At 61.6% G+C, this 18,973-nt stretch carries 18 protein-coding genes; 11 read left to right on the top strand and 7 right to left on the bottom strand.

What is annotated here, in order from left to right; translation table 11 throughout:
* Window positions 1-26 precede the first annotated feature (26 nt).
* Complete coding sequence (locus GGR20_RS03725) at window positions 27-251, bottom strand: hypothetical protein (RefSeq protein WP_183309852.1); 225 nt, start codon at window positions 249-251, stop codon at window positions 27-29.
* Between the two features lie 185 nt (window positions 252-436).
* Here GGR20_RS03725 and GGR20_RS03720 point away from each other — a divergent pair, with 185 nt between their 5' ends.
* A complete protein-coding gene (locus tag GGR20_RS03720) occupies window positions 437-1,159 on the top strand; it encodes a Crp/Fnr family transcriptional regulator (protein ID WP_183309851.1) in 723 nt (240 codons plus the stop codon).
* Here the strand turns inward: GGR20_RS03720 and cydC are convergent.
* Window positions 1,156-2,808: a thiol reductant ABC exporter subunit CydC gene (gene cydC, locus GGR20_RS03715; RefSeq protein ID WP_183309850.1), complete on the bottom strand. Its 1,653-nt coding sequence runs from the start codon at window positions 2,806-2,808 to the stop codon at window positions 1,156-1,158. The two genes, GGR20_RS03720 and cydC, sit on opposite strands and share 4 nt — an antisense overlap.
* Entirely contained in the window at window positions 2,805-4,529 is a 1,725-nt protein-coding gene (cydD, locus tag GGR20_RS03710; protein ID WP_253559985.1) for a thiol reductant ABC exporter subunit CydD, read from the bottom strand. The genes cydC and cydD overlap by 4 nt, the downstream gene beginning before the upstream one ends.
* Before the next feature lie 174 nt (window positions 4,530-4,703).
* Here cydD and GGR20_RS03705 point away from each other — a divergent pair, with 174 nt between their 5' ends.
* The 4 genes from GGR20_RS03705 (at window position 4,704) to GGR20_RS03690 (ending at window position 7,987) form a co-directional block, all read left to right on the top strand.
* On the top strand, window positions 4,704-6,296 hold the full coding sequence (locus GGR20_RS03705; RefSeq protein ID WP_253560063.1) for a cytochrome ubiquinol oxidase subunit I: 1,593 nt from the start codon (window positions 4,704-4,706) through the stop codon (window positions 6,294-6,296).
* Entirely contained in the window at window positions 6,293-7,438 is a 1,146-nt protein-coding gene (gene cydB / locus GGR20_RS03700; protein ID WP_183309848.1) for a cytochrome d ubiquinol oxidase subunit II, read from the top strand. The genes GGR20_RS03705 and cydB overlap by 4 nt, the downstream gene beginning before the upstream one ends.
* A 9-nt stretch (window positions 7,439-7,447) precedes the next feature.
* Entirely contained in the window at window positions 7,448-7,579 is a 132-nt protein-coding gene (cydX, locus tag GGR20_RS03695; RefSeq protein ID WP_183309847.1) for a cytochrome bd-I oxidase subunit CydX, read from the top strand.
* Between the two features lie 261 nt (window positions 7,580-7,840).
* Window positions 7,841-7,987 carry a DUF1127 domain-containing protein gene (locus GGR20_RS03690; RefSeq protein WP_183309846.1) on the top strand — a complete coding sequence of 49 codons (147 nt, stop codon included), beginning with the start codon at window positions 7,841-7,843 and terminating at the stop codon, window positions 7,985-7,987.
* Between the two features lie 113 nt (window positions 7,988-8,100).
* Here the strand turns inward: GGR20_RS03690 and ybaK are convergent, their stop codons facing one another.
* The 3 genes from ybaK to GGR20_RS03675 form a co-directional block, all read right to left on the bottom strand.
* Window positions 8,101-8,574, bottom strand: a complete 474-nt coding sequence (gene ybaK, locus GGR20_RS03685) for a Cys-tRNA(Pro) deacylase (protein ID WP_183309845.1) — start codon at window positions 8,572-8,574, stop codon at window positions 8,101-8,103.
* Between the two features lie 112 nt (window positions 8,575-8,686).
* Entirely contained in the window at window positions 8,687-9,976 is a 1,290-nt protein-coding gene (gene rhaI / locus GGR20_RS03680) for an L-rhamnose catabolism isomerase (protein ID WP_183309844.1), read from the bottom strand.
* Between the two features lie 151 nt (window positions 9,977-10,127).
* On the bottom strand, window positions 10,128-12,224 hold the full coding sequence (locus GGR20_RS03675) for a bifunctional rhamnulose-1-phosphate aldolase/short-chain dehydrogenase (RefSeq protein ID WP_183309843.1): 2,097 nt from the start codon (window positions 12,222-12,224) through the stop codon (window positions 10,128-10,130).
* 184 nt (window positions 12,225-12,408) lie between these two features.
* On the opposite strand from GGR20_RS03675, the gene GGR20_RS03670 reads away from it, so the two are divergent.
* From GGR20_RS03670 to rhaM, 6 genes are all read left to right on the top strand, one after another.
* The gene (locus tag GGR20_RS03670; protein WP_183309842.1) at window positions 12,409-13,209 is read left to right on the top strand and encodes a DeoR/GlpR family DNA-binding transcription regulator; all 801 of its coding nucleotides are present in this window, start codon (window positions 12,409-12,411) and stop codon (window positions 13,207-13,209) included.
* Between the two features lie 43 nt (window positions 13,210-13,252).
* The gene (rhaS, locus tag GGR20_RS03665; RefSeq protein ID WP_183309841.1) at window positions 13,253-14,239 is read left to right on the top strand and encodes a rhamnose ABC transporter substrate-binding protein; all 987 of its coding nucleotides are present in this window, start codon (window positions 13,253-13,255) and stop codon (window positions 14,237-14,239) included.
* 132 nt (window positions 14,240-14,371) lie between these two features.
* Window positions 14,372-15,877, top strand: coding sequence for a sugar ABC transporter ATP-binding protein (locus tag GGR20_RS03660; RefSeq protein ID WP_183309840.1), 1,506 nt, complete (start codon window positions 14,372-14,374; stop codon window positions 15,875-15,877).
* A complete protein-coding gene (locus tag GGR20_RS03655; protein ID WP_183309839.1) occupies window positions 15,874-16,854 on the top strand; it encodes an ABC transporter permease in 981 nt (326 codons plus the stop codon). Before GGR20_RS03660 ends, GGR20_RS03655 begins: the two co-directional genes overlap by 4 nt.
* Window positions 16,851-17,852 (top strand): ABC transporter permease, encoded by a 1,002-nt coding sequence (locus GGR20_RS03650; protein ID WP_183309838.1) that lies wholly within the window; start codon window positions 16,851-16,853, stop codon window positions 17,850-17,852. The genes GGR20_RS03655 and GGR20_RS03650 overlap by 4 nt, the downstream gene beginning before the upstream one ends.
* Window positions 17,849-18,181: an L-rhamnose mutarotase gene (rhaM, locus tag GGR20_RS03645; RefSeq protein WP_183309837.1), complete on the top strand. Its 333-nt coding sequence runs from the start codon at window positions 17,849-17,851 to the stop codon at window positions 18,179-18,181. Before GGR20_RS03650 ends, rhaM begins: the two co-directional genes overlap by 4 nt.
* 72 nt (window positions 18,182-18,253) lie before the next feature.
* On the opposite strand, the gene GGR20_RS03640 is transcribed toward rhaM, so the two are convergent.
* Complete coding sequence (locus tag GGR20_RS03640; protein ID WP_183309836.1) at window positions 18,254-18,955, bottom strand: outer membrane beta-barrel protein; 702 nt, start codon at window positions 18,953-18,955, stop codon at window positions 18,254-18,256.
* Window positions 18,956-18,973: the final 18 nt, after the last annotated feature.

Raw genomic sequence — 18,973 nt, 5'->3', positions numbered from 1 at the left:
GTAAGGTCAAGAGTGGCGAGGAAAGCTTATCCAGTGGGCGAAACCAGCGCATAGCGATCCCGGGCGATGGCCGCTTCGATCTCCGGTGACGGCGCGCCCAGGAGCTTGTCATCGGTCATCGTCGTTGCAAAATGGCGCCATTCCTGATGTTGCAGATGGCGCGGTATGACGGCTTCGGGGCCCATGGGCAACACGAGCAGTTGCGGTGCCTTGCCATCCTTCTGGTCCGAAATGAATACATTGACTTGCATGCTGCCCACCCTACCAAGGTTTCAAGCATTGAGGCATGACTATCGTCCTGTTGCAAACATTTGCTTTGTCCCGGTGCTTTTGCATGTGAAGCACAGACCTCTGCGACCTCTTGGCACAGCGACAGTCTGGCGGCTTACTTTGGGTTGGTGTGGCGCTTATTTCTCGACGCGTCAGGAGCATGACCATGCAAACTGTGCGCAAGGACATCCACAATTCAGAAATGCCGGTTCTGTGCCAAAGTTGTGAGGCGCGGCACCAAGGTATTTGCGGGGCGCTCAGCGGCGATGAACTTGTCGCGCTGGCAAAATCCACCCGCCGCGTGCACAAGGATGCTGGCGAGGAGCTGATGGCCGACGCCATGCCGATCGACAGCTATGCCAGCGTGTTGCGGGGCGTGATCAAGCTGTCCAAGGTGCTCGAGGATGGTCGCCAACAGGTCGTGGGGCTGCAGTTCGCACCCGACCTGCTCGGACGTCCCTTTGCCGCAGAAAGCCGGGTGACCGCCGAGGCGGCCTCGGATGTCGATCTCTGCGTTATTCCCAAGCCCGCGCTGGAGGCGCTGCTGTCTCGCAGTGCGCCCCTGGAACACCGGGTGATGATGCAGGCATTGCGCGAACTCGATGAGGCGCGCGACTGGATGGTGACGCTCGGGCGCAAGACGGCAGCCGAGAAAGTGGCGAGCTTTCTGTATCTGATCGCCACCCATATGGACCCGTGCGACGAGGCGCTGGAAACCAGCTTCGACCTGCCGCTGAGCCGGGCCGATATCGGCGACTTCCTTGGCCTGACAGTGGAAACCGTCAGCCGCCAGATCAGCCGGCTGAAATCTGATGGCGTCATTGGCATCGTCAATTTCCGCCAGGTCAGCATACCCGACCTGGCGCGGCTCAGACTGCGCTGCGGCTAATCCAGCCTGCCATTTTCCAGTGTGAGCACCCGATCCACCGTGCCCTCCGGGATGGCGGCATGGGTGACCATGATGACAGTCCGGCCTTCCGAGGCACTGGCGAGCACCTTGAAAAATGCTTCCTCGGTCTCCCGGTCCAGTGCATTGGTCGGTTCGTCGAGTAACAGCACCGGAGCGTTCGAGAGAAGGGCGCGCGCCAGGCATAGCCGTCGCGCCTGGCCCGCCGACAAGGTACGTCCGGCTTCGCCGACCAGCGTGTCGAGACCCTTGGGGAGGGCGCTGACATGCTGCGCGAGTTGGGCCTTGCGCAAAGCCGCCCACAACTCGTCCTCGCTCGCAGTGTCCCGACCAATCAGCAGATTGTTGCGGATTGTGTCGATGAACACGGGACTGTCCTGGCTGAGTAGCGCCATGTGGCGGTGCACATCCTCGCTGCGAAATTCCGGCAGGGCACTTTCGCCGAGGCGGATGGCGCCAGTCTGCGGATCGGCAAAGCGCAGCAGAAGCCGCAGCAGGGTGGTCTTCCCCCCGCCGCTGGGTCCGACGATCGCGAGGCGCTCTCCAGGGGCGACGGCGAAACTGATGTCGCTCAGCACCGGCGGCAGCCCGGGATAGGCAAAGCTCACCGCGTTGAATGAGATGGGCGCATGGTCTGGAATGGGCAGCGGCGCGGCGGGCTCGGCAACCACTGGCGATAGCTCGGCCAATGCCACCAGGCGCTCGGCGGCCGCCATGGCCTGCGTCGCCTTGCTGGTGCTGCGCACGATCAGGCTCGTCACCTCGAAGCTGCCCAATACGGCCAGCAGCAGGCCAGCCATCAGCGGGCCATCAATCTGGCCGGCCTCAAGCGCCACGAGCCCAGTCCAAAGCGTGCCGATCAACGCCCCCGCCGCCAGCATCTGGACCATCAGCCCGCCCATGCTGGTGATGGCACCCAGACGGAGATTGAGGCGCGAAGCGTGCTTGTCTGCGGCCTCGAATTTTTCGGCGGCATTGCCCAATGCGCCAAGCAGCACCAAATCCGCATGGCCATTGACCCCATCGAGTACTTCCATGCGCAGATCGGCCCGTGCCGCAACGCTGTCGCGTCCAGCCTTGCGGCCCAAGAGGACCATGAGGGAAGGCACGCCCAGCCCCGCCAGCGCCAAGGCCAGGCCATAGGGCAGGGCGGCACCGGGGAGGAATATCGCCAGAATGGCCGTCATTGCCGTACCGACCACGACCGCAGCGGCCAGCGGCCCTATGGCGACCAGGAAGGCCGTGTCCAGCGCATCGACATCGGCGGTCAGCCGCGAGACCAGATCGCCGTGGCGCAGCGAGCGGTCGGGCAGGGGCAGGCGCGGGAAGAGCCGGGAAAACAGCCAGCCACGCAGATCGGACAGCAGTTTGAGCGTCGCATTGTGGCCCACCAGCCGCTCGCCATAGCGAGCCAGGATGCGCACAAAGGAAAGGCCGCGCACCATCGCCGAGGGCACAAACAGATTGAAGCCCAGCCCGGCCGTGGTCAGCGCTGTCGCGGTGATGAACCAGCCCGATGTGCCCAGAAGCGAAACTCCTGCCAGCAGCGTGACCAGCGACAGGACCAGCGCCAGGAGCAGCGATACACTGCGCTGGCGGAACAGCGGCAGGAAGGTCAGCAGCGCCTTCATGCGACACCTCGCTTCGTCTTGGGCAGCGGGGTGGCAAAGAGGTCTCCTCCGGTGAGCCGATAGGCCCTGTCCATGCGGGCGGCAAGAGCCTCGGAATGGGTGGCGATCACCATGGTGCGACCCCTGGCATAGGCCAGGAGGTTGGTGGCAATTTCCTGCTCCATATCGGCACCGAGATGCGCGGTAGGTTCATCGAGCAGAATAAGGCCGGCATCGCGCAGGAACAGACGCGCCAGCGCGATGCGTTGTGCTTGCCCACCCGAAAGCCCGACGCCGTCCTCCCCCACCAGCGTGTCCAGTCCATCAGGCAGGCCAAGGGCGAAATCGCTGACCAACGCGCGCGCGGCGGCGCTTTCGATTTCCTGCCGCGTGGCGCCCGGCCGACCCAAGGCGATGTTTTGTGCCAGGCTTGCGTGAATGATGCGAGGCTTCTGCGTCAACAGGAAGCTACGGGCCCGCAACTCACCCTCGGGCCATTGTGCGAGCTTACGGTCGTCGAGCAGGATCTCGCCAGAATGCTCGCGCAGTCCCACAATGGCTTCAAGCAGTGTCGACTTGCCTGACCCACTGGGGCCGAGCAGCGCGATGGTCTGGCCTGCGGGCACGTCAAAGGAGAGATCAAGCGCGACGCTGGCCATCCGGTCCGGCGTGCGCAGGGTGACGCCCGCAAGGCGCAGGGCAAGGGCCGGGCCCTGACGAGGGGCGATGTCATTCAAGGGCGGCGCTTCCGCCGACGGGTTGCCGAGCTGCTGCTCGATCTCCAGCATGGCTGACCGGGCCGTGTCGCGATCGTGATAATGCGAGGCAAACAGGCGCAGCGGGTTATACACCTCGGGTGCCATCAGCAGCAGGAACATGCCCAATTGCAGGCTCAGCGGGCTGGAGCGCAATTGCAGATAGTCGATGAAGGTCAAGCCCACATAGAGGGCGATCCCGGCCACGCCGAGTGCCGCGAAGAATTCCAGTACCGCCGACGACAAGAAGGCAATGCGCAACACCTTGAGCGTACGCAGCCGCAGGGCCTCGCTGGCCTCGACAATGCCCGCAGTCTCTGCCGCTTCCCGTCCGAACAGTTTCAGCGTCAGCAATCCCCGCAACCGGTCGGCAAAGCGCCCGGACAAATGGCTGAGCGCGCGCGCCTGCCGGTCGGTGGCGATCTGGGCACCCCAGCCCACCAGCGCCATGAAGACCGGGATCAGCGGCGCGGTTATCAGAAACAGCACCCCGGCGACCCAGTCGAGCGGCAGGATGATCGCGCCGAAGATCAGCGGCAGCAGCGCAGCCTGCATCGCGGCAGGCAGATAGCGCGCGAAATAACCCTCCAGCGTATCCACCTGATCGATAATCGCCGCAGCCGCCACACCGGACGGCGCGGTGTCCACCGCGCGCGGAGAGCGCGCCAGCAATTGCGCCATGAGTCCGCGCCGCAAATGCAATTTGATGGTCTCGGCACCGCTCAACCCGGCCTGTTCGCCCAGTGCACCCAGCAGCGAACGCACCAGCAGCAGACCGAAAATGAGCAGGATAGATGGCGCCAGCGCCGCCGCCGGTTCGCCCAGCTCGATGGCCCGTCCCAGCACATCAGCCAGCGTCCATGCCTGCCAGACCAGCAACAGGCCGCCAATCAGGGGTGCGGCGATGGCGAAGATCAGGGCAGTCCCACCCTTGCGGGTCAGTCCATCGAGCGCCCTGGACTTGGTCTTGTTCGTCTGAGCTGACACCGGGAGAATGGCCTGCAGTCGGAATGAGAGAATGGGTACCTTTTACCCTAGCGCGATGGCCAACCAAGCACCTTGATTTGAATCAAGGCGAACCTCAGTCTGCTTGCGCTAAGCAAGGGATATCAGACGGCTTCGACTCTTGCCGTCGCAACCGGAGAGATAGCACGTGCCATGATAGACATGCTCGTCGTCGACCTTTCGCGATGGCAATTCGCCGCTACCGCGATGTATCACTTCATCTTTGTGCCCTTGACCCTGGGTCTCTCCTTCATGATGGCCATCATGGAGAGCGTCTATGTGATGACGGGGCGCGACATCTGGCGCAAAGCCACGCTGTTCTGGGGCACCTTGTTTGGCGTCAATTTCGCCATGGGCGTGGCTACCGGTATTGTCATGGAGTTCCAGTTCGGCATGAACTGGAGCTATTACAGCCATTATGTGGGTGACGTGTTCGGGGCGCCGCTGGCCATTGAAGGCCTGATGGCGTTCTTCCTCGAAGCCACATTCGTGGGCCTGTTCTTTTTTGGCTGGGATCGCCTGAGTAAGGTGGGGCACCTGGTCGTCACCTGGCTCGTCGCTTTCGGCGCCAATTTCTCCGCGCTCTGGATCCTGATCGCCAATGGCTGGATGCAAAATCCGGTCGGCGCCAAGTTCAACCCCGACACCATGCGTATGGAGATCACCGACTTCATGGCGGTGATCTTCAATTCGGTGGCCCAGGCCAAATTCGTGCACACCGTCAGCGCCGGCTATGTCTGCGGCGCAATCTTCGTGCTCTCGATTTCGGCGCTGTTCCTGGTCAAGGGCAAGCATGTCGAAATGGCCAAGCGCTCGGCGGTCGTGGCCGCCAGCTTCGGCCTAGCCTCGGCCCTTTCGGTCGTCGTGCTGGGTGACGAAAGCGGCTATGTGGCGACCGAACATCAGATCATGAAGGTCTCGGCGCTCGAAGCCGCCTTTCACACCGAGCCGGCACCGGCGCCATGGACTATTCTGGCCATTCCCGGCGAGGACGGCGAACCGATCTGGTCGCTCTCGGTGCCGTGGGTGGGCGGCCTGATCACCACGCGCTCGCTCGATAAGGAATTGCCGGGCATCTACGATCTGGTCGACCGGGCGCAGGACCGGATCCGCTCGGGCATGGTCGCCTATGAGGCGCTCCAGCAGATCCGGGCCGATGGCAGCAATACCGAAGCGCGCGCCGTGTTCGAGGAGACCTGGCCGGATCTGGGCTACGGCCTGTTGCTCAAGCGTTATCGCGATGACGTGCAGAACGCCACTGACGAGGAGATCGCCATGGCGGCCGAGGACACAGTGCCCCAGATCTGGCCGCTGTTCTGGACCTTCCGCATCATGATGGGGCTGGGTTTCTTCTTCATCGCTTTTTTCGGGCTCTGGTTCTACCGCGCCTCGCGCGGCTGGATCGACACCAACAAGCCATTGCTGTGGTTCACAGTGTTCCTCTTGCCCACGCCCTGGATCGCCATCGAAAGCGGCTGGTTCATCGCCGAGTTCGGACGACAGCCCTGGGTGGTGGAAGGCGTATTGCCCACATTCTACGCGGCGTCGGGCCTGCAGGTCACGGACCTGGTGCTGTCGCTGACCTTCTTCGTGCTGCTCTACACCGTTCTGTTGATCATCATGGTCATGCTCATGGTGCGCATCATCAAGGCGGGTCCCAAGGAGAAGCTGTTCACCGATGATGACGAGGACGACTTCGTTATCACCACCCTGCCTGCCACCCCCGCAACCAAGGAGCTTGGCTCGTGAGCACCATTCCTCTCGACTACGAAACGCTGCGGCTCATATGGTGGCTGCTCTTGGGCGTGTTGCTGATCGGCTTTGCCATCATGGGTGGACGCGATCTGGGCGTCGGGGCGCTGCTGCCCTTCGTCGCCAGGACCGATGAGGAGCGGCGCGTGCTGCTCAACCTGATCGGGCCGACCTGGGAAGGCAATCAGGTCTGGCTGGTGCTGGGGGGCGGGGCAATCTTTGCAGCCTTCCCACCGCTCTATGCGGTGAGCTTCTCGGGCTTCTACCTCGCCATGATCGTGATCCTGCTGGCGCTGATCCTGCGGCCCGTTGGCTTCAAGTTCCGCGGCAAGGTCAGTGACCCGCGCTGGCGGACCACCTGGGACTGGGCCCTGTTCGTGGGTGGATTCGTGCCCTCGCTCATCATGGGCGTGGCGGTGGGCAATGTCCTGCTGGGCGCGCCGTTCCACTTCGACGATAGCCTGCGCGTCTTCTACACCGGCAATTTCGTGCAATTGCTGATGCCCTTTGCCCTGCTGGCAGGTCTGGTCAGCCTGGCCATGATCGTGACTCATGGCGCCACCCTGATCACGGGGCGGACCACCGGCCTGATTGCCGAGCGGGCACGGCAGCTCGGAATACTGTCCGGCATTGCCACCATCGCTCTTTTCGCCATTGGCGGCATCTGGGTGGCGCTGATGAACGGATATGTGGTGACCAGCACGATCGACCCCAATTCGCCGATCAACCCGTTGGGCAAGACAGTGGAACTCGTCCAGGGCGGCTGGCTGCGCAATTACGGACTCTACCCCTGGATGCTCGCCGCGCCAGTGCTCGGCTTTGCCGGCATGGCCCTGGCAACGCTTGGCCTGATGGGGCGGTATCGCTGGCTGGCCTATCTTGGCAGCAGCGCCGGCATTTTCGGTATTGTCGCCACCGCTGGCGTGTCGATCTTCCCGTTCTTTCTGCCGTCATCGACCATGCCCAATGCGGGCCTGACCCTGTGGGATGCCTCCTCGAGCCACCTGACGCTCTTCATCATGCTGCTGGCTACCGTGGTCTTCCTGCCCCTCATCGTCCTCTACACCGCCTGGGTGTTCCGGGTGATGCGCGGCACGGTGACCACTGAAAGCCTCTCGAAAAACCCCAACGCCTATTAGGAGATCAAGATGTGGTATTTTTCCTGGGTTCTTGGGCTGGGCCTGGCCTGCACCTTCGGCATTCTCAACGCCATGTGGTTTGAAATGCGCGAGGATCGACGCATGGCGCGCGAGCAGGGCCGCGAGACTGCTACCCGCTGACGCATGGCTGTTGACCAGTTGGTCAGGAACGCAAATGCCGGACCCGGTCGCCGCCGAGTCCGGTTTTTTCATGTTTTTCAGTAGGATGCACGGTTCTCTTGGCCTCGTGCTTGCTAACAGTCCGACACCCCAGAAATGGGATTGTGGCAAAATTGCCTCTTTCGTTTGCATTGTATGCATAACGGATGTGCAGAATGACCACCTACTAATCACGACCGGAGTGATCTAGATAAGGGTCATCAAACGAAGGGGAAACCGAAAATGAACATCGCCAAGAAGATCGCCGACTTTGCCAAGTACCAGCGCACCATGCGCGAGCTGAACAGCCTCGACGCCCGTCAGCTGCACGACCTCGGCATCACCAAGGGTGACATCCGCGCCATCGCTCGCGGCACCTACGTCAACTAAAAGCGATTGTCGCCGAAAGGCGGCGCTGACCTCCAGGTCATCCGATGAAGGCGTCCACCCGGGCGCCTTTTGTCGTTTCTGGATGACGACCGTCCGGGTGAGAGTCTGATGCGTTAACGCACCAGATCGGCCACGACGCAGCCCAGCGCCGTAACCAGATCGTCCGGCCGGATCCTGATCTGCAGCCCGCGCTGTCCGCCATTGAGGTAGATCTCATCGTAAAGCGTGGCCAGCTCATCGAGCGCCGTCGGCACGAGTTTGCGCTGGCCCAGCGGACTGATACCGCCAACCTTGTAACCGGTCAGGCGCTCGGCATTGGGCGGCTTCATCATCTGCGCCGACTTGCCGCCCAGCGCTGCTGCCAGCTTCTTCATGTTCACTTCTTCATCCGATGGCACGATGGCGCAGACCGGCTTGCCATCGAGCTCGGCCATCAGCGTCTTGAACACTTCGGCGGGAGAGACGCCCATCGCTTCAGCCGCCTGCACCCCGACCCGCTCAGCATTGGGGTCGTAGTCGTAGTGCGCGAGAGAGAATGAAATGCCGGCCTTGGTCAGGGCCAGCGTGGCAGGGGTGGTCTTGGACATAAAAGGGTTCTAGCGCCCTGAAACCGAAAGCAAAAGGCCCGATGCTTGCGCACCGGGCCTTCCGTTTTCCTTGGCGGGGAGGTGCCGCGGAAACTGTGCGACTTGATGTCGGTCAGACGATGCCGCTCGAGCCCGCCGCGATCTCAGGTCGGATTTCGGCGACCTTGGCGCGATAGCCCGAGGCGCGATAGGTGGCCAGCAAGTCGATAGCGCCACCCTGTTCCATGCGCGCCATAGCCAGAATCGGCTCGACATCGGTACGATAAGCCTGGCGCAGCGACTGGGTGGCGGCCAGGGCATCATTGCCCTCTTGGGCGGCTTTCAGACCCGCGCGATCCACCAGAAGGGCCTGCGCATAGGCGCGCTGCACATCGGCCGCCGAAAGCATTAGCGACTCGATCGGATCGGTGACGTTGTGGCTCTGGTCGAGCATGTGGGCTGGGTGGAAATCGGCGTCGCGACCTTCGATATCGACCAGTTCGTTGAACACGAGGAACAGGCGATAGGGGTCGATCGAACCGGCATCGAGATCGTCGTCACCATATTTGCTGTCGTTGAAATGGAAGCCGCCGAGCTTGCCGAACTGGGCCAGGCGCGAGACGATCATTTCGATATTGACGTTGGGTGCATGGTGGCCGAGATCGACCAGGCAATAGGCCTTGTCGCCCAGCTCCTTGGCGATCAGGTAATTGGTGCCCCAGTCCTGCACGACCGTGGAGTAGAAAGCCGGCTCATACATCTTGTGTTCGGTATAAACGCGCCAATCTTCGGGCAGGGCGGCATAAATGGACTTCATGGAGTCCAGATAGTGTTCGAACTGGTTGGCGAAATTGACCTGGCCAGGGAAGTTCGAGCCGTCACCGATCCAGACCGTCAGGGCCTTGGAGCCGATGGTCTTGCCGATCTCGATGCACTCCAGATTGTGCTCGATGGCCTGGTCGCGCGTCGCCTTGTCGGCGGCCGAGAGCGAGCCGAACTTGTAGCTCTGCATCTGCCCGGCGGCGTCGGCAAAGGTGTTCGAATTCATCGCGTCGAAGCCGAGATTGAAGCGGCTGGCAGCCTGCTTGAGACGGTTCGGGTCGGCCTTGTCCCACGGAATATGCAGCGAGACGGTTTTAGTCGCCTGGGTCAACTGGGCGATGACTGCGCAATCCTCGATCTTGTCGAAAATGTCGCGTGGTTCGCCCTTGCCGGGAAAGCGGGCAAAGCGCGTGCCGCCGGTGCCCACGCCCCAGGAGGGAACGGCCACGGAAAAGGCGGCAACCTTGTCCTTTATGGCATCAATGGAAATGCCGCGCCGGTCGAGGCGCTCGCCAAGCGTGTCGTAGTCGACATTGAGGTCGGCCGCGCGCTGGGCATTTTCGGCTTCGACAACGGATGGGTCGATGATGTGTTCGGTCATTTTCTTTCTCCCTGAGATCCCCCTCATCCGGCGCCGCGCGCCACCTTCTCCCCGAGAGGGAGAAGAATGGTCCGGTGGCCTCTTATTCCTCTCCCACTCGGGGAGAGGTGGCTCGGCGAAGCCGAGTCGGTGAGGGGGCTCCTCCCTTCTCCTACCGCGGGAACGACTGGGCGTTGCCCGCGTCGACATTGATGATATTGCCCGTCGACTTGGCCGAAGCCTCGCTGGCAAAGAAATAGATGGCCTCGGCGATATCCTCGGGGAATACCGAGCGCTTCAGCATGGAGCGCTGACGATACATTTCCTCCAGACCATCCTTGTCGGTCTTGTAGGTCGAAGCGCGCTGCTCAAGCCATTCGCCGGCCCAGATCTTGGACCCGCGCAGCACGGCATCGGGATTGACCACATTGACGCGGATTTGCGCTTCCGCTCCTTCCAGTGCCAGGCAGCGGGCGAGATGGATTTCGGCAGCCTTGGCGGTGCAGTAGGCGGCGGCATTGGGCGATGCTGCAAGGCCGTTCTTGGAGGCCACGAACACGACATTGCCGCCGATCTTCTGCGCGCGGAAGATCTTGAAAGCTTCGCGGCTGACCAGGAAATAGCCCGTGGACAGGATGTCCATGTTCTTGTTCCAAAGGTCGAGCGAGGTCTCCTCAATCGGCGCCGAGGAGGCGAGACCGGCGTTTGACACCAGAATGTCCAGGCCACCGAACTCGACCACGGCATGGGCGAAGCCGGAAATGATCTGCTCTTCCCTGGTCACGTTGATGTTCACCGGACGGACAAAGTCCTTGCCGAACACGCCGGTGAGCTCTTCGGTGGCATTGTCCAGCGCGCCCTGATCGATATCGGCCAGCACGACGCAGGCGCCTTCGCGCAGGAGGCGCGCAGCCGTGGCCTTGCCGATGCCGCCCGCGCCGCCGGTGACTAGGGCGATCTTGCCGGCCAGCGATTTCGGCTTGGGCATGCGGGCCAGCTTGGCCTCTTCGAGCAGCCAATATTCGATGTCGAAGGCTTCCTGCTCGGACAGGCCCTGATATTCGGAGACGGTTGAAGCGCCGCGCATCACATTGATGGCGTTGACATAGAACTCGCCGGAAATGCGGGCCGTGGCCTTGTCCTTGGCGAAGGTGATCATGCCCACGCCCGGGATCAGGTAGACCACGGCGTTGGGGTCGCGCACGGCCGGCGAGTTGTCGTGCTTGCAGCGATCATAATAGGCCTGGTAGTCGACGCGATAAGCCGCGATCTGGTCGGCCAGACCCTCGATGACAGCATCAACATCGGGGTTTGCAGGATCGAAATCGATCACCAGCGGACGGATCTTGGTGCGCAGGAAGTGATCGGGGCAGGAGGTGCCCAGCGCTGCCAACGGACGCAGATTGTTGGAATTGACGAATTCGAGCACCGCGTTGCTGTCGTCGAAATGTCCCAGCTTGTGGCTGTCTTCCGAGATGAAGCCGCGGATCTTGGGCATCAGTCGGGCGGCAATGGCCCGGCGTTCCTCTGCCGGCAGGGACTGGGTGGCAGCGCCGCCGAAAATGGTCTTGCCCTCGGTTTCCTTTTCAAACCACTCGATCGCCTGATTGATGATGCGGATCGTGGTTTCGTAGCATTCCTTGGGGGTATTGCCCCAGGTGAACAGGCCATGGCTTTCGAGCACCACGCCTTCAGCGTCGGGGTTTTCGAGGCAGAACTTTTCCAGCCACAGCCCGAGTTCGAAGCCGGGCTTCTTCCATGGCAGCCAGCCGATCTTGTCGCCAAAAATCTGCTGGGTGAGTTCCTTGGAGTTCTTCGAGGCCGCGATGGCGATGATCGCGTCCGGGTGCATGTGATCGACGTAAGGCCGGTTCACATAGGCATGCAGCGGGGTGTCGATGGAGGACGCGCGCGGATTGAGGTTGAAGGTGGCGTGCGGCAGGTAGCCCACCATCTCGTCTTCAAATTCGACACCGCGATAGAGGCCCTTCAGCGCGCGCAGCTTGTCCATAGAAAGGGTGGCGAAGCCATCGAGCTTGATCGAGGCATTGTCTCCGCCCGACCCTTTGACCCACAGTACTTCAACGTCTTCGCCGGTCAGCGGATCTTTTTGCCAGATCTTGGAGGAGGTATTGCCGCCGCCATAATTGGTGACGCGCTTGTCGGATCCGAGCAGATTGGACCGATAGACAAGACGTTCCGGCTCGCTCATGGACGCGGCCTTGGCGTCGTCCCACTTGTTTTCAAGGCGCTTTGGCGCGGTGGACATAGGATTCCTCCCAAAGTTAGGGCAACAGACTGGGTTGGCCGGAGATGGGCATAGAACGGTCCACAAAGTCAATCAGAAACAATCATGTTTAGTCATGCGTGCGCGTTTATGACTGAAACATGCGAAATGGTGATTGACTCTGCCCGAAATTGGTGGAAGCAAATGCGCTCAGGGAGTATCTGCCTTGCATGAAATGGAACGCCACCGCGTCATATTGGCCGCTGCCCAGTCTCACCCTGTGGTGACTGTGGCCGAGCTTTGTGAAGTGACCGGATCATCGGAAGCTACCATTCGCCGCGACATTGCCTCGTTGGACGAGCAGGGGCGGCTGCGTCGCGTGCGCGGCGGGGCCGAGGCTATCAACCCGCCGTCCCAGGGTGGGCTGGTCGGGCGGCCGTTTTCTGTCAATGAAACGATCAACATCTCGCAAAAGCGCGCAATTGCCCGCGCCGCTGCCGACTTGTGCCGCGATGGCGAGCCGATCATCATCAATGGCGGCACAACGACCTATCAGATGGCGCATCATCTGACAGGCAAGCGCCTCAGCGTCTTCACCAACAGCTTTGGCATCGCCGAATTCCTCATCCACAACTCGCGCAATGCCGTCATTATTCCCGGCGGCACGGTCTATCGCGAGCAGAACGTCATCCTTTCGCCCTTTGGTGGCGTGGTGGCGAGCCATTTCTACGCCAAACGCATGTTCATCGGCTGCCAGGGCATTGGCGTGCATGGCCTGATGGAAGCCGACCCCATGGTGGTGCAGTCGGAGCTGGCCTTGATCGGACAGGCGGACGAACTGATCGTTCTCGCCGACTCCTCGAAATTCTCTGGACGCTCGAGCCTCATTCTCTGTGGGCTCGATCAAATTGCCGCTGTCATCACCGATAGCGGCATCCGCGACGAAGACCGCCAGATGCTGGAAACGGCAGGTGTGCGGCTCATCGTGGCGGACGCAACAGGGCAGGCTGAAGCAAGTGTGGCCTGAACTGACAATGACTGAACCAAAAGCAACCCCCGGGAGGGACAAAATGAAACTCTGGAAACTGCTGGCCGCCACGGCCACCGCTGCCGTGCTGCTGGCCACGCCGGCCATGGCACAGACCCGCATCGCGCTGGTCGTCAAGTCGCTGGGCAATGGCTTCTTCGACGCCGCCAATAAGGGCGCACAGGATGCCGCCGAGGAACTCGGCGACGTTGAAGTGATCTATACCGGTCCGACCTCGGCCACGGCTGAAGCCCAGATCGAAGTCGTCAACTCGCTGATCGCCCAGCAGGTCGATGCCATCGCCATCTCGGCCAATGATCCGGACGCCCTGGTGCCGGTGCTGCAGCGCGCCATGCAGCGCGGCATCAAGGTGGTGAGCTTTGACTCCGGCGTTGCCCCCGAAGGCCGCCAGATTCACCTCAACCCCTCTGACATCGACTTGATCGGCGAGACCATCATCAAGCTGGCCGCCGACTATCTGCCCGAGGGCGGCGATGTTGCCATTCTCTCGGCCGCCTCGACCGCAACCAACCAGAACGCCTGGATTGAAGCTGCCAAGGAAGCCATTCCTGAGAAGTTCCCCAACATCAACCTCGTTTCGGTGGTGTATGGCGATGACGACTCGGTGAAATCGACCGAAGAGGCTCGCGGCCTGATCGCCGCACACCCCGACCTCAAGGCCATCATCGCCCCGACCACCGTCGGCGTCGTGGCGGCTGCCCAGGTCGTGACCGACCAGGACCTGATCGGCCAGATCAATGTGACCGGCCTGGCCCTGCCGTCCGAGTTCAAGCAGTTCATCGACAATGGCGCCAGCCAGGCCGTGGCTCTGTGGAACCCGATCGATCTGGGCTATTCGGCGGTCTATCTGGCCAATGCTCTGGTTGAAGGCGAAGAAGCCGCTCCCGGCGCAACCTTCTCCATCGGCAAGGTCGGCGAAGTGACCCTGGACGACACCAACTCGGCCGCCATGGCTGCGCCGTTCCAGTTCGACGCATCCAACATCGAAGAGTTCTCCAAGATTTACTGATCCTCGAGGCGAAGCGGCGGGTGAGGGGGCCTTTCCAGAAGCACGGAAGGCCCCCTTACCCTAACCTCTCCCGCAAAGGGAGAGGGGACCGGATCAAGCGCCTGCGCCATTGCGACGCCAAGGACCAAAAGAATGACTGACCCCATCCTGACTTTATCAGGCATATCCAAGAGCTTCCCCGGCGTGCGGGCGCTGCATGAAGTCTCGCTGGAGCTCTATCCCGGCGAGGTGACGGCGCTGATCGGTGAGAACGGGGCCGGCAAGTCTACACTGGTCAAGACCATGACCGGCATCTACCAGCCGGACGCGGGCGAAATTCGGGTGGGCGGCAAGCCTGTGACCCTTCCCACGGCAATCTCCGCGTCCGACGCCGGCATTACCGCGATCCACCAGGAGACCGTGCTGTTCGATGAGCTCAGCGTTGCCGAGAACATCTATCTCGGGCACGCACCGAAGAACCGCTTTGGCATGATCGACTGGGGCAAGATGCGGCGCGAGGCGCAGGAAACGCTCGACAGCATGGCCGCCGGCATCGATGCGGGCATGCCCTTGAAGGAGTTGGGGATCGCCAAGAAGCATCTTGTGGCTGTGGCGCGCGCGCTCAGTGTCGACGCCCAGGTGGTCATCATGGATGAGCCAACCGCGGCGCTCAGCCAGAAGGAAATCGAGGAACTCTATGTCCTTGTCGAGCTCCTCAAAAAGGATGGAAAAGCCATCCTCTTCATCTCGCACAAATTCGATGAAATCTATCGCATTGCCGACCGCTACACCGTGTTCCGCGATGGCGAGCAGGTGGGCAAGGGCTTCATCAAGGACACGCCGCAGGCCGACATCGTCAAGCTGATGGTCGGGCGCTCGGTGGAACAGATTTTCCCCGCCCGCCAGGCAACGATTGGCGACACCGTGCTGGAGGTCACTGGCCTCAGTCACCCAACCGAATTCGACAATGTTTCGTTTTCTGTGAGGAAGGGTGAGATTTTGGGTTTCTATGGTCTGGTGGGGGCAGGGCGCTCCGAGGTGATGCAGGCCGTGTTCGGCATGACAAAGCCCTCGGCCGGCACAATGGTGCTCGAGGGGCAGACAATCACTCCGAAATCCCCAGCCGACGCGGTCAGCGCTGGCATCGTCTATGTACCCGAAGAACGCGGCAAGCAGGGGGTCATTACCGGCGAGCCGATCTTCAAGAATGTCTCGCTGCCCAGCCTCGACAAGACCAGCCGCTCCGGCTTTCTGCGTATGGCCGAAGAATACGCGCTGGCTCGCACCTATACCGAGCGGCTCGACCTGCGCGCGTCCTCGCTCAGCCAGAATGTGTCCACCCTTTCGGGCGGCAATCAGCAGAAGGTGGTGATCGCCAAATGGCTCGCCACCCTGCCCAAGGTGATCATTCTCGATGAACCCACCAAGGGCATCGATATCGGCTCCAAGGCCGCCGTGCACGAGTTCATGGGCGAACTGGTGGCCCAGGGTCTCTCGGTTATCATGGTGTCATCCGAACTGCCCGAAGTCCTCGGCATGAGCGACCGCATCGTCGTGATGCGCGAAGGCCTGGTGGTCGACACCCTCGAAAACAACAATCTGCAGCCCGAAACGCTGGTCAGCCTGGCTGCGGGCATCGTTGAGGAGAAGGCCGCATGAACCGGCTCCTGAAATCCCGTGAACTCTGGCTGGCGCTGGCCATTCTCGCCGTCATCGTGCTGGTGACCCTGCGTTTTCCCCGTTTCTCGCAACCGGGCAATCTGCTGACGATTTTCAACGACACATCAATCCTGATGATGCTGGCGCTGGGGCAGATGGCGGTTATCCTGACCCGCTCCATCGATTTGTCCATGGCCTCGAACCTGGCGCTGACCGGCATGCTGGTGGCCATGACCAACGCGGCGTTTCCGTTCATTCCCATTCCGCTGTTGATCGCCGGTTGCGTCGTGGTGGGCGCGGCGCTGGGCGCATTCAACGGCATTCTGGTCTGGAAGCTTGATATTCCGCCAATCGTGGTGACTCTGGGCACGCTGACCATTTTCCGTGGTCTGGTCTTCGTCGTTTCGGGCGGCGCCTGGGTCAACGCCGCGCAGATGAGCACCGATTTCATCCAACTCCAGCGCGGCAGCTTCCTTGGTCTGCCGATATTGAGCTGGTTCGCCATCGTCGTGGCAGCACTGGTTTACCTCTTGATGACCCGCACACACTGGGGCAGGGCCTTTTATGCCATTGGCGTCAATCCGACTGCCTCGGTCTATACCGGCATCAATGTGGGGCGCACCAAATTCCTGGCCTTTGTGCTCTCGGGCGCCATTTCGGGGCTTTGCGGCTATCTCTGGATCTCGCGCTACGTCATTGCTTCGGTGGAAGTGGCCGGCGGCTATGAACTGACCATCGTGGCGGCCTGCGTCATCGGAGGGGTCTCGATTGCCGGCGGCATCGGTACTGTGGGCGGTGCGCTGCTTGGCGCCCTGTTCCTCGGTGTCGTCAACAACGCCCTCCCAGTCATCGGCGTCTCGCCCTTCTGGCAGATGGCCATTTCCGGCGCGGCCATCCTGCTTGCCGTGGTGCTCAACGCTCGTGGCGAACGGAGCAAGGGACGTATCATTCTCAAGAAAGCCGAGGTGGCGGCATGACCGACGCAACTGCAAATGGCCGTCGCCTGCCGAACCGGCTGGATAACCCATTCAAGTCCGCAGTGCTGAGCTGGGAGAGCCTGCTGGTTCTCGTGGCGCTGGGAATCTTCATCGCCAACAGCTTTGCCTCGCCCTATTTCCTCAATGCCTGGAGTCTATCCGACCTCACCTTCAACTTCACGGAAAAGGGGTTGATCGCCCTGGCCATGGCGCTGGTGATTATCTCGGGAGAAATCGATCTTTCGGTCGCCTCGATCATCGCCCTGGCTTCGACCCTGATGGGGCTGGCGCTGCAATATGGCGCGGACACCCCGGCGCTGGTAGCGGTGGGCATCGGCGTTGGCATCCTCTGCGGCGCCTTCAACGGTTTTCTGGTGACCGGGCTGAAACTCCCCTCCATCGTGGTGACCATCGGCACGATGAGCCTGTTCCGCGGCATCGCCTTCATCATTCTGGGCGACCAGAGCTTCAAGGGCTATCCCGCAAGCTTTTCCTGGTTCGGCCAGGGTTACGTGTTTTGGGTGATCTCGTTCGAGGTGGTGCTGTTCCTCGTCGCGGCGGTGATTTTCTACGTGCTGCTGCACCGCACCAATTTCGGGCGCCGGGTTTTTGCTATCGGCAATAATGCGACGGCCGCGCGCTTCTCCGGCGTCCGTGTCGACCGCGTCAAGTTCGTGCTGTTCTGCCTGACCGGGCTGATGAGCGGCATCGCCGCCATTCTGCTCACGGCGCGGCTGGGCTCGACCCGTCCATCCATCGCCGAGGGCTTCGAACTCGATGTGGTGACCATGGTGGTGCTCGGCGGCGTTTCGATCCTGGGCGGCGCCGGCTCGATCATCGGTGTGGTGCTGGCGGCACTGATTATTGGCCTTGTCACTTTTGGCCTCGGCCTGCTCAACGTGCCGGGCATCGTGATGACCATCTTCACCGGCTCGTTGCTGATCGTGGTGATCGCCTTGCCCATATTGTTCCGCATGATCCGGGAGCGCCGCGCATGATCGTGGACAATGGCTATGAAAAACACGCCTTCAAGATGCTGCTCAATCCCGGCATGGCCGCCGAATACAAGAAGCGCCATGACGAGATCTTCCCCGAACTGGTCGACCTGCTGCACGAGGCCGGGGTGAAGGACTATTCCATCCATCTCGATGAAGAGACCAACACCCTCTTTGGTGTGCTCTGGCGTCGCGTCGACCACACCATGGCGGACCTGCCAGGCACCGAGATCATGCGGCGTTGGTGGGCCCATATGGCCGACATCATGGCGACCAATGACAAGAATGAACCGATTTCGGTGGACCTCAAGCCGGTGTTCTGGATGAAGTGAGGCTTGGCCGCACGTGCACGAACGCAAAGGGCGACCCGATGGCCGCCCGTGTCAGTGGATTTGCGCTAAGCGTCAGAACCGGTAGTTGAGGCCCAGCTTGGCAACGTGCGCGTTAGACTTGATATCGGTCGAGCCACCCGTTGCAATGGTATTGATCGGCGCATTGACCGAAGCGAAGTCGTAATAGCTGTATTCCGCCTTGACGCTGATGGCGTCGCTGACAGCGTATTCGGCGCCCGCACCGACCGTCCAGCCCCACACCGTGGACGAAAAGCTGCCGGTGGCCCCGCCGGGAACAGGGTTGACCGACGCAGTGATGCCGCCGGCTGCTACACCGGCCGTACCGAACAGCAGCAGGCTGTCGAAGGCCATGCCGCCGCGCAGCTTGCCAGAACCAAGCCAATTGAGCGTGCCATTGCAATCAAAGGTCGGATTGCCAACGCATGTCGCGCTGCCATTGACGTCGGTCCAGGCCAGATCGCCTTCCAGGCCGAGAACGAAATTGTCGAACTGGGCATTGGCGCCAACTGTTGCGCCAAGCAGGCCGCCACGAACGTCCACATCGGTCACATTGCCTGACACAACGCCCGTGCTGGTGGCCCGGCCGCCGCCATAGCCAGCAAACACACCTGCGTAAAAGCCGCTCCAGTCCGTGGTCTGGCCGGGTTTATCGATGACCGGCGGATAGTCCTGCCAGAGGTCAGCGGCCTGTGCGCCCGACACACATGTTGCGGTGATAAATACTGCTGTGAAAATATTGTTAATTTTGCGCACATTGGCCTCCTTTGTGGT

The organism is Devosia subaequoris (assembly GCF_014197055.1).
Classification (GTDB): Bacteria; Pseudomonadota; Alphaproteobacteria; order Rhizobiales; family Devosiaceae; genus Devosia; species Devosia subaequoris.
This window is presented reverse-complemented; position numbering and strand designations above follow the sequence as displayed.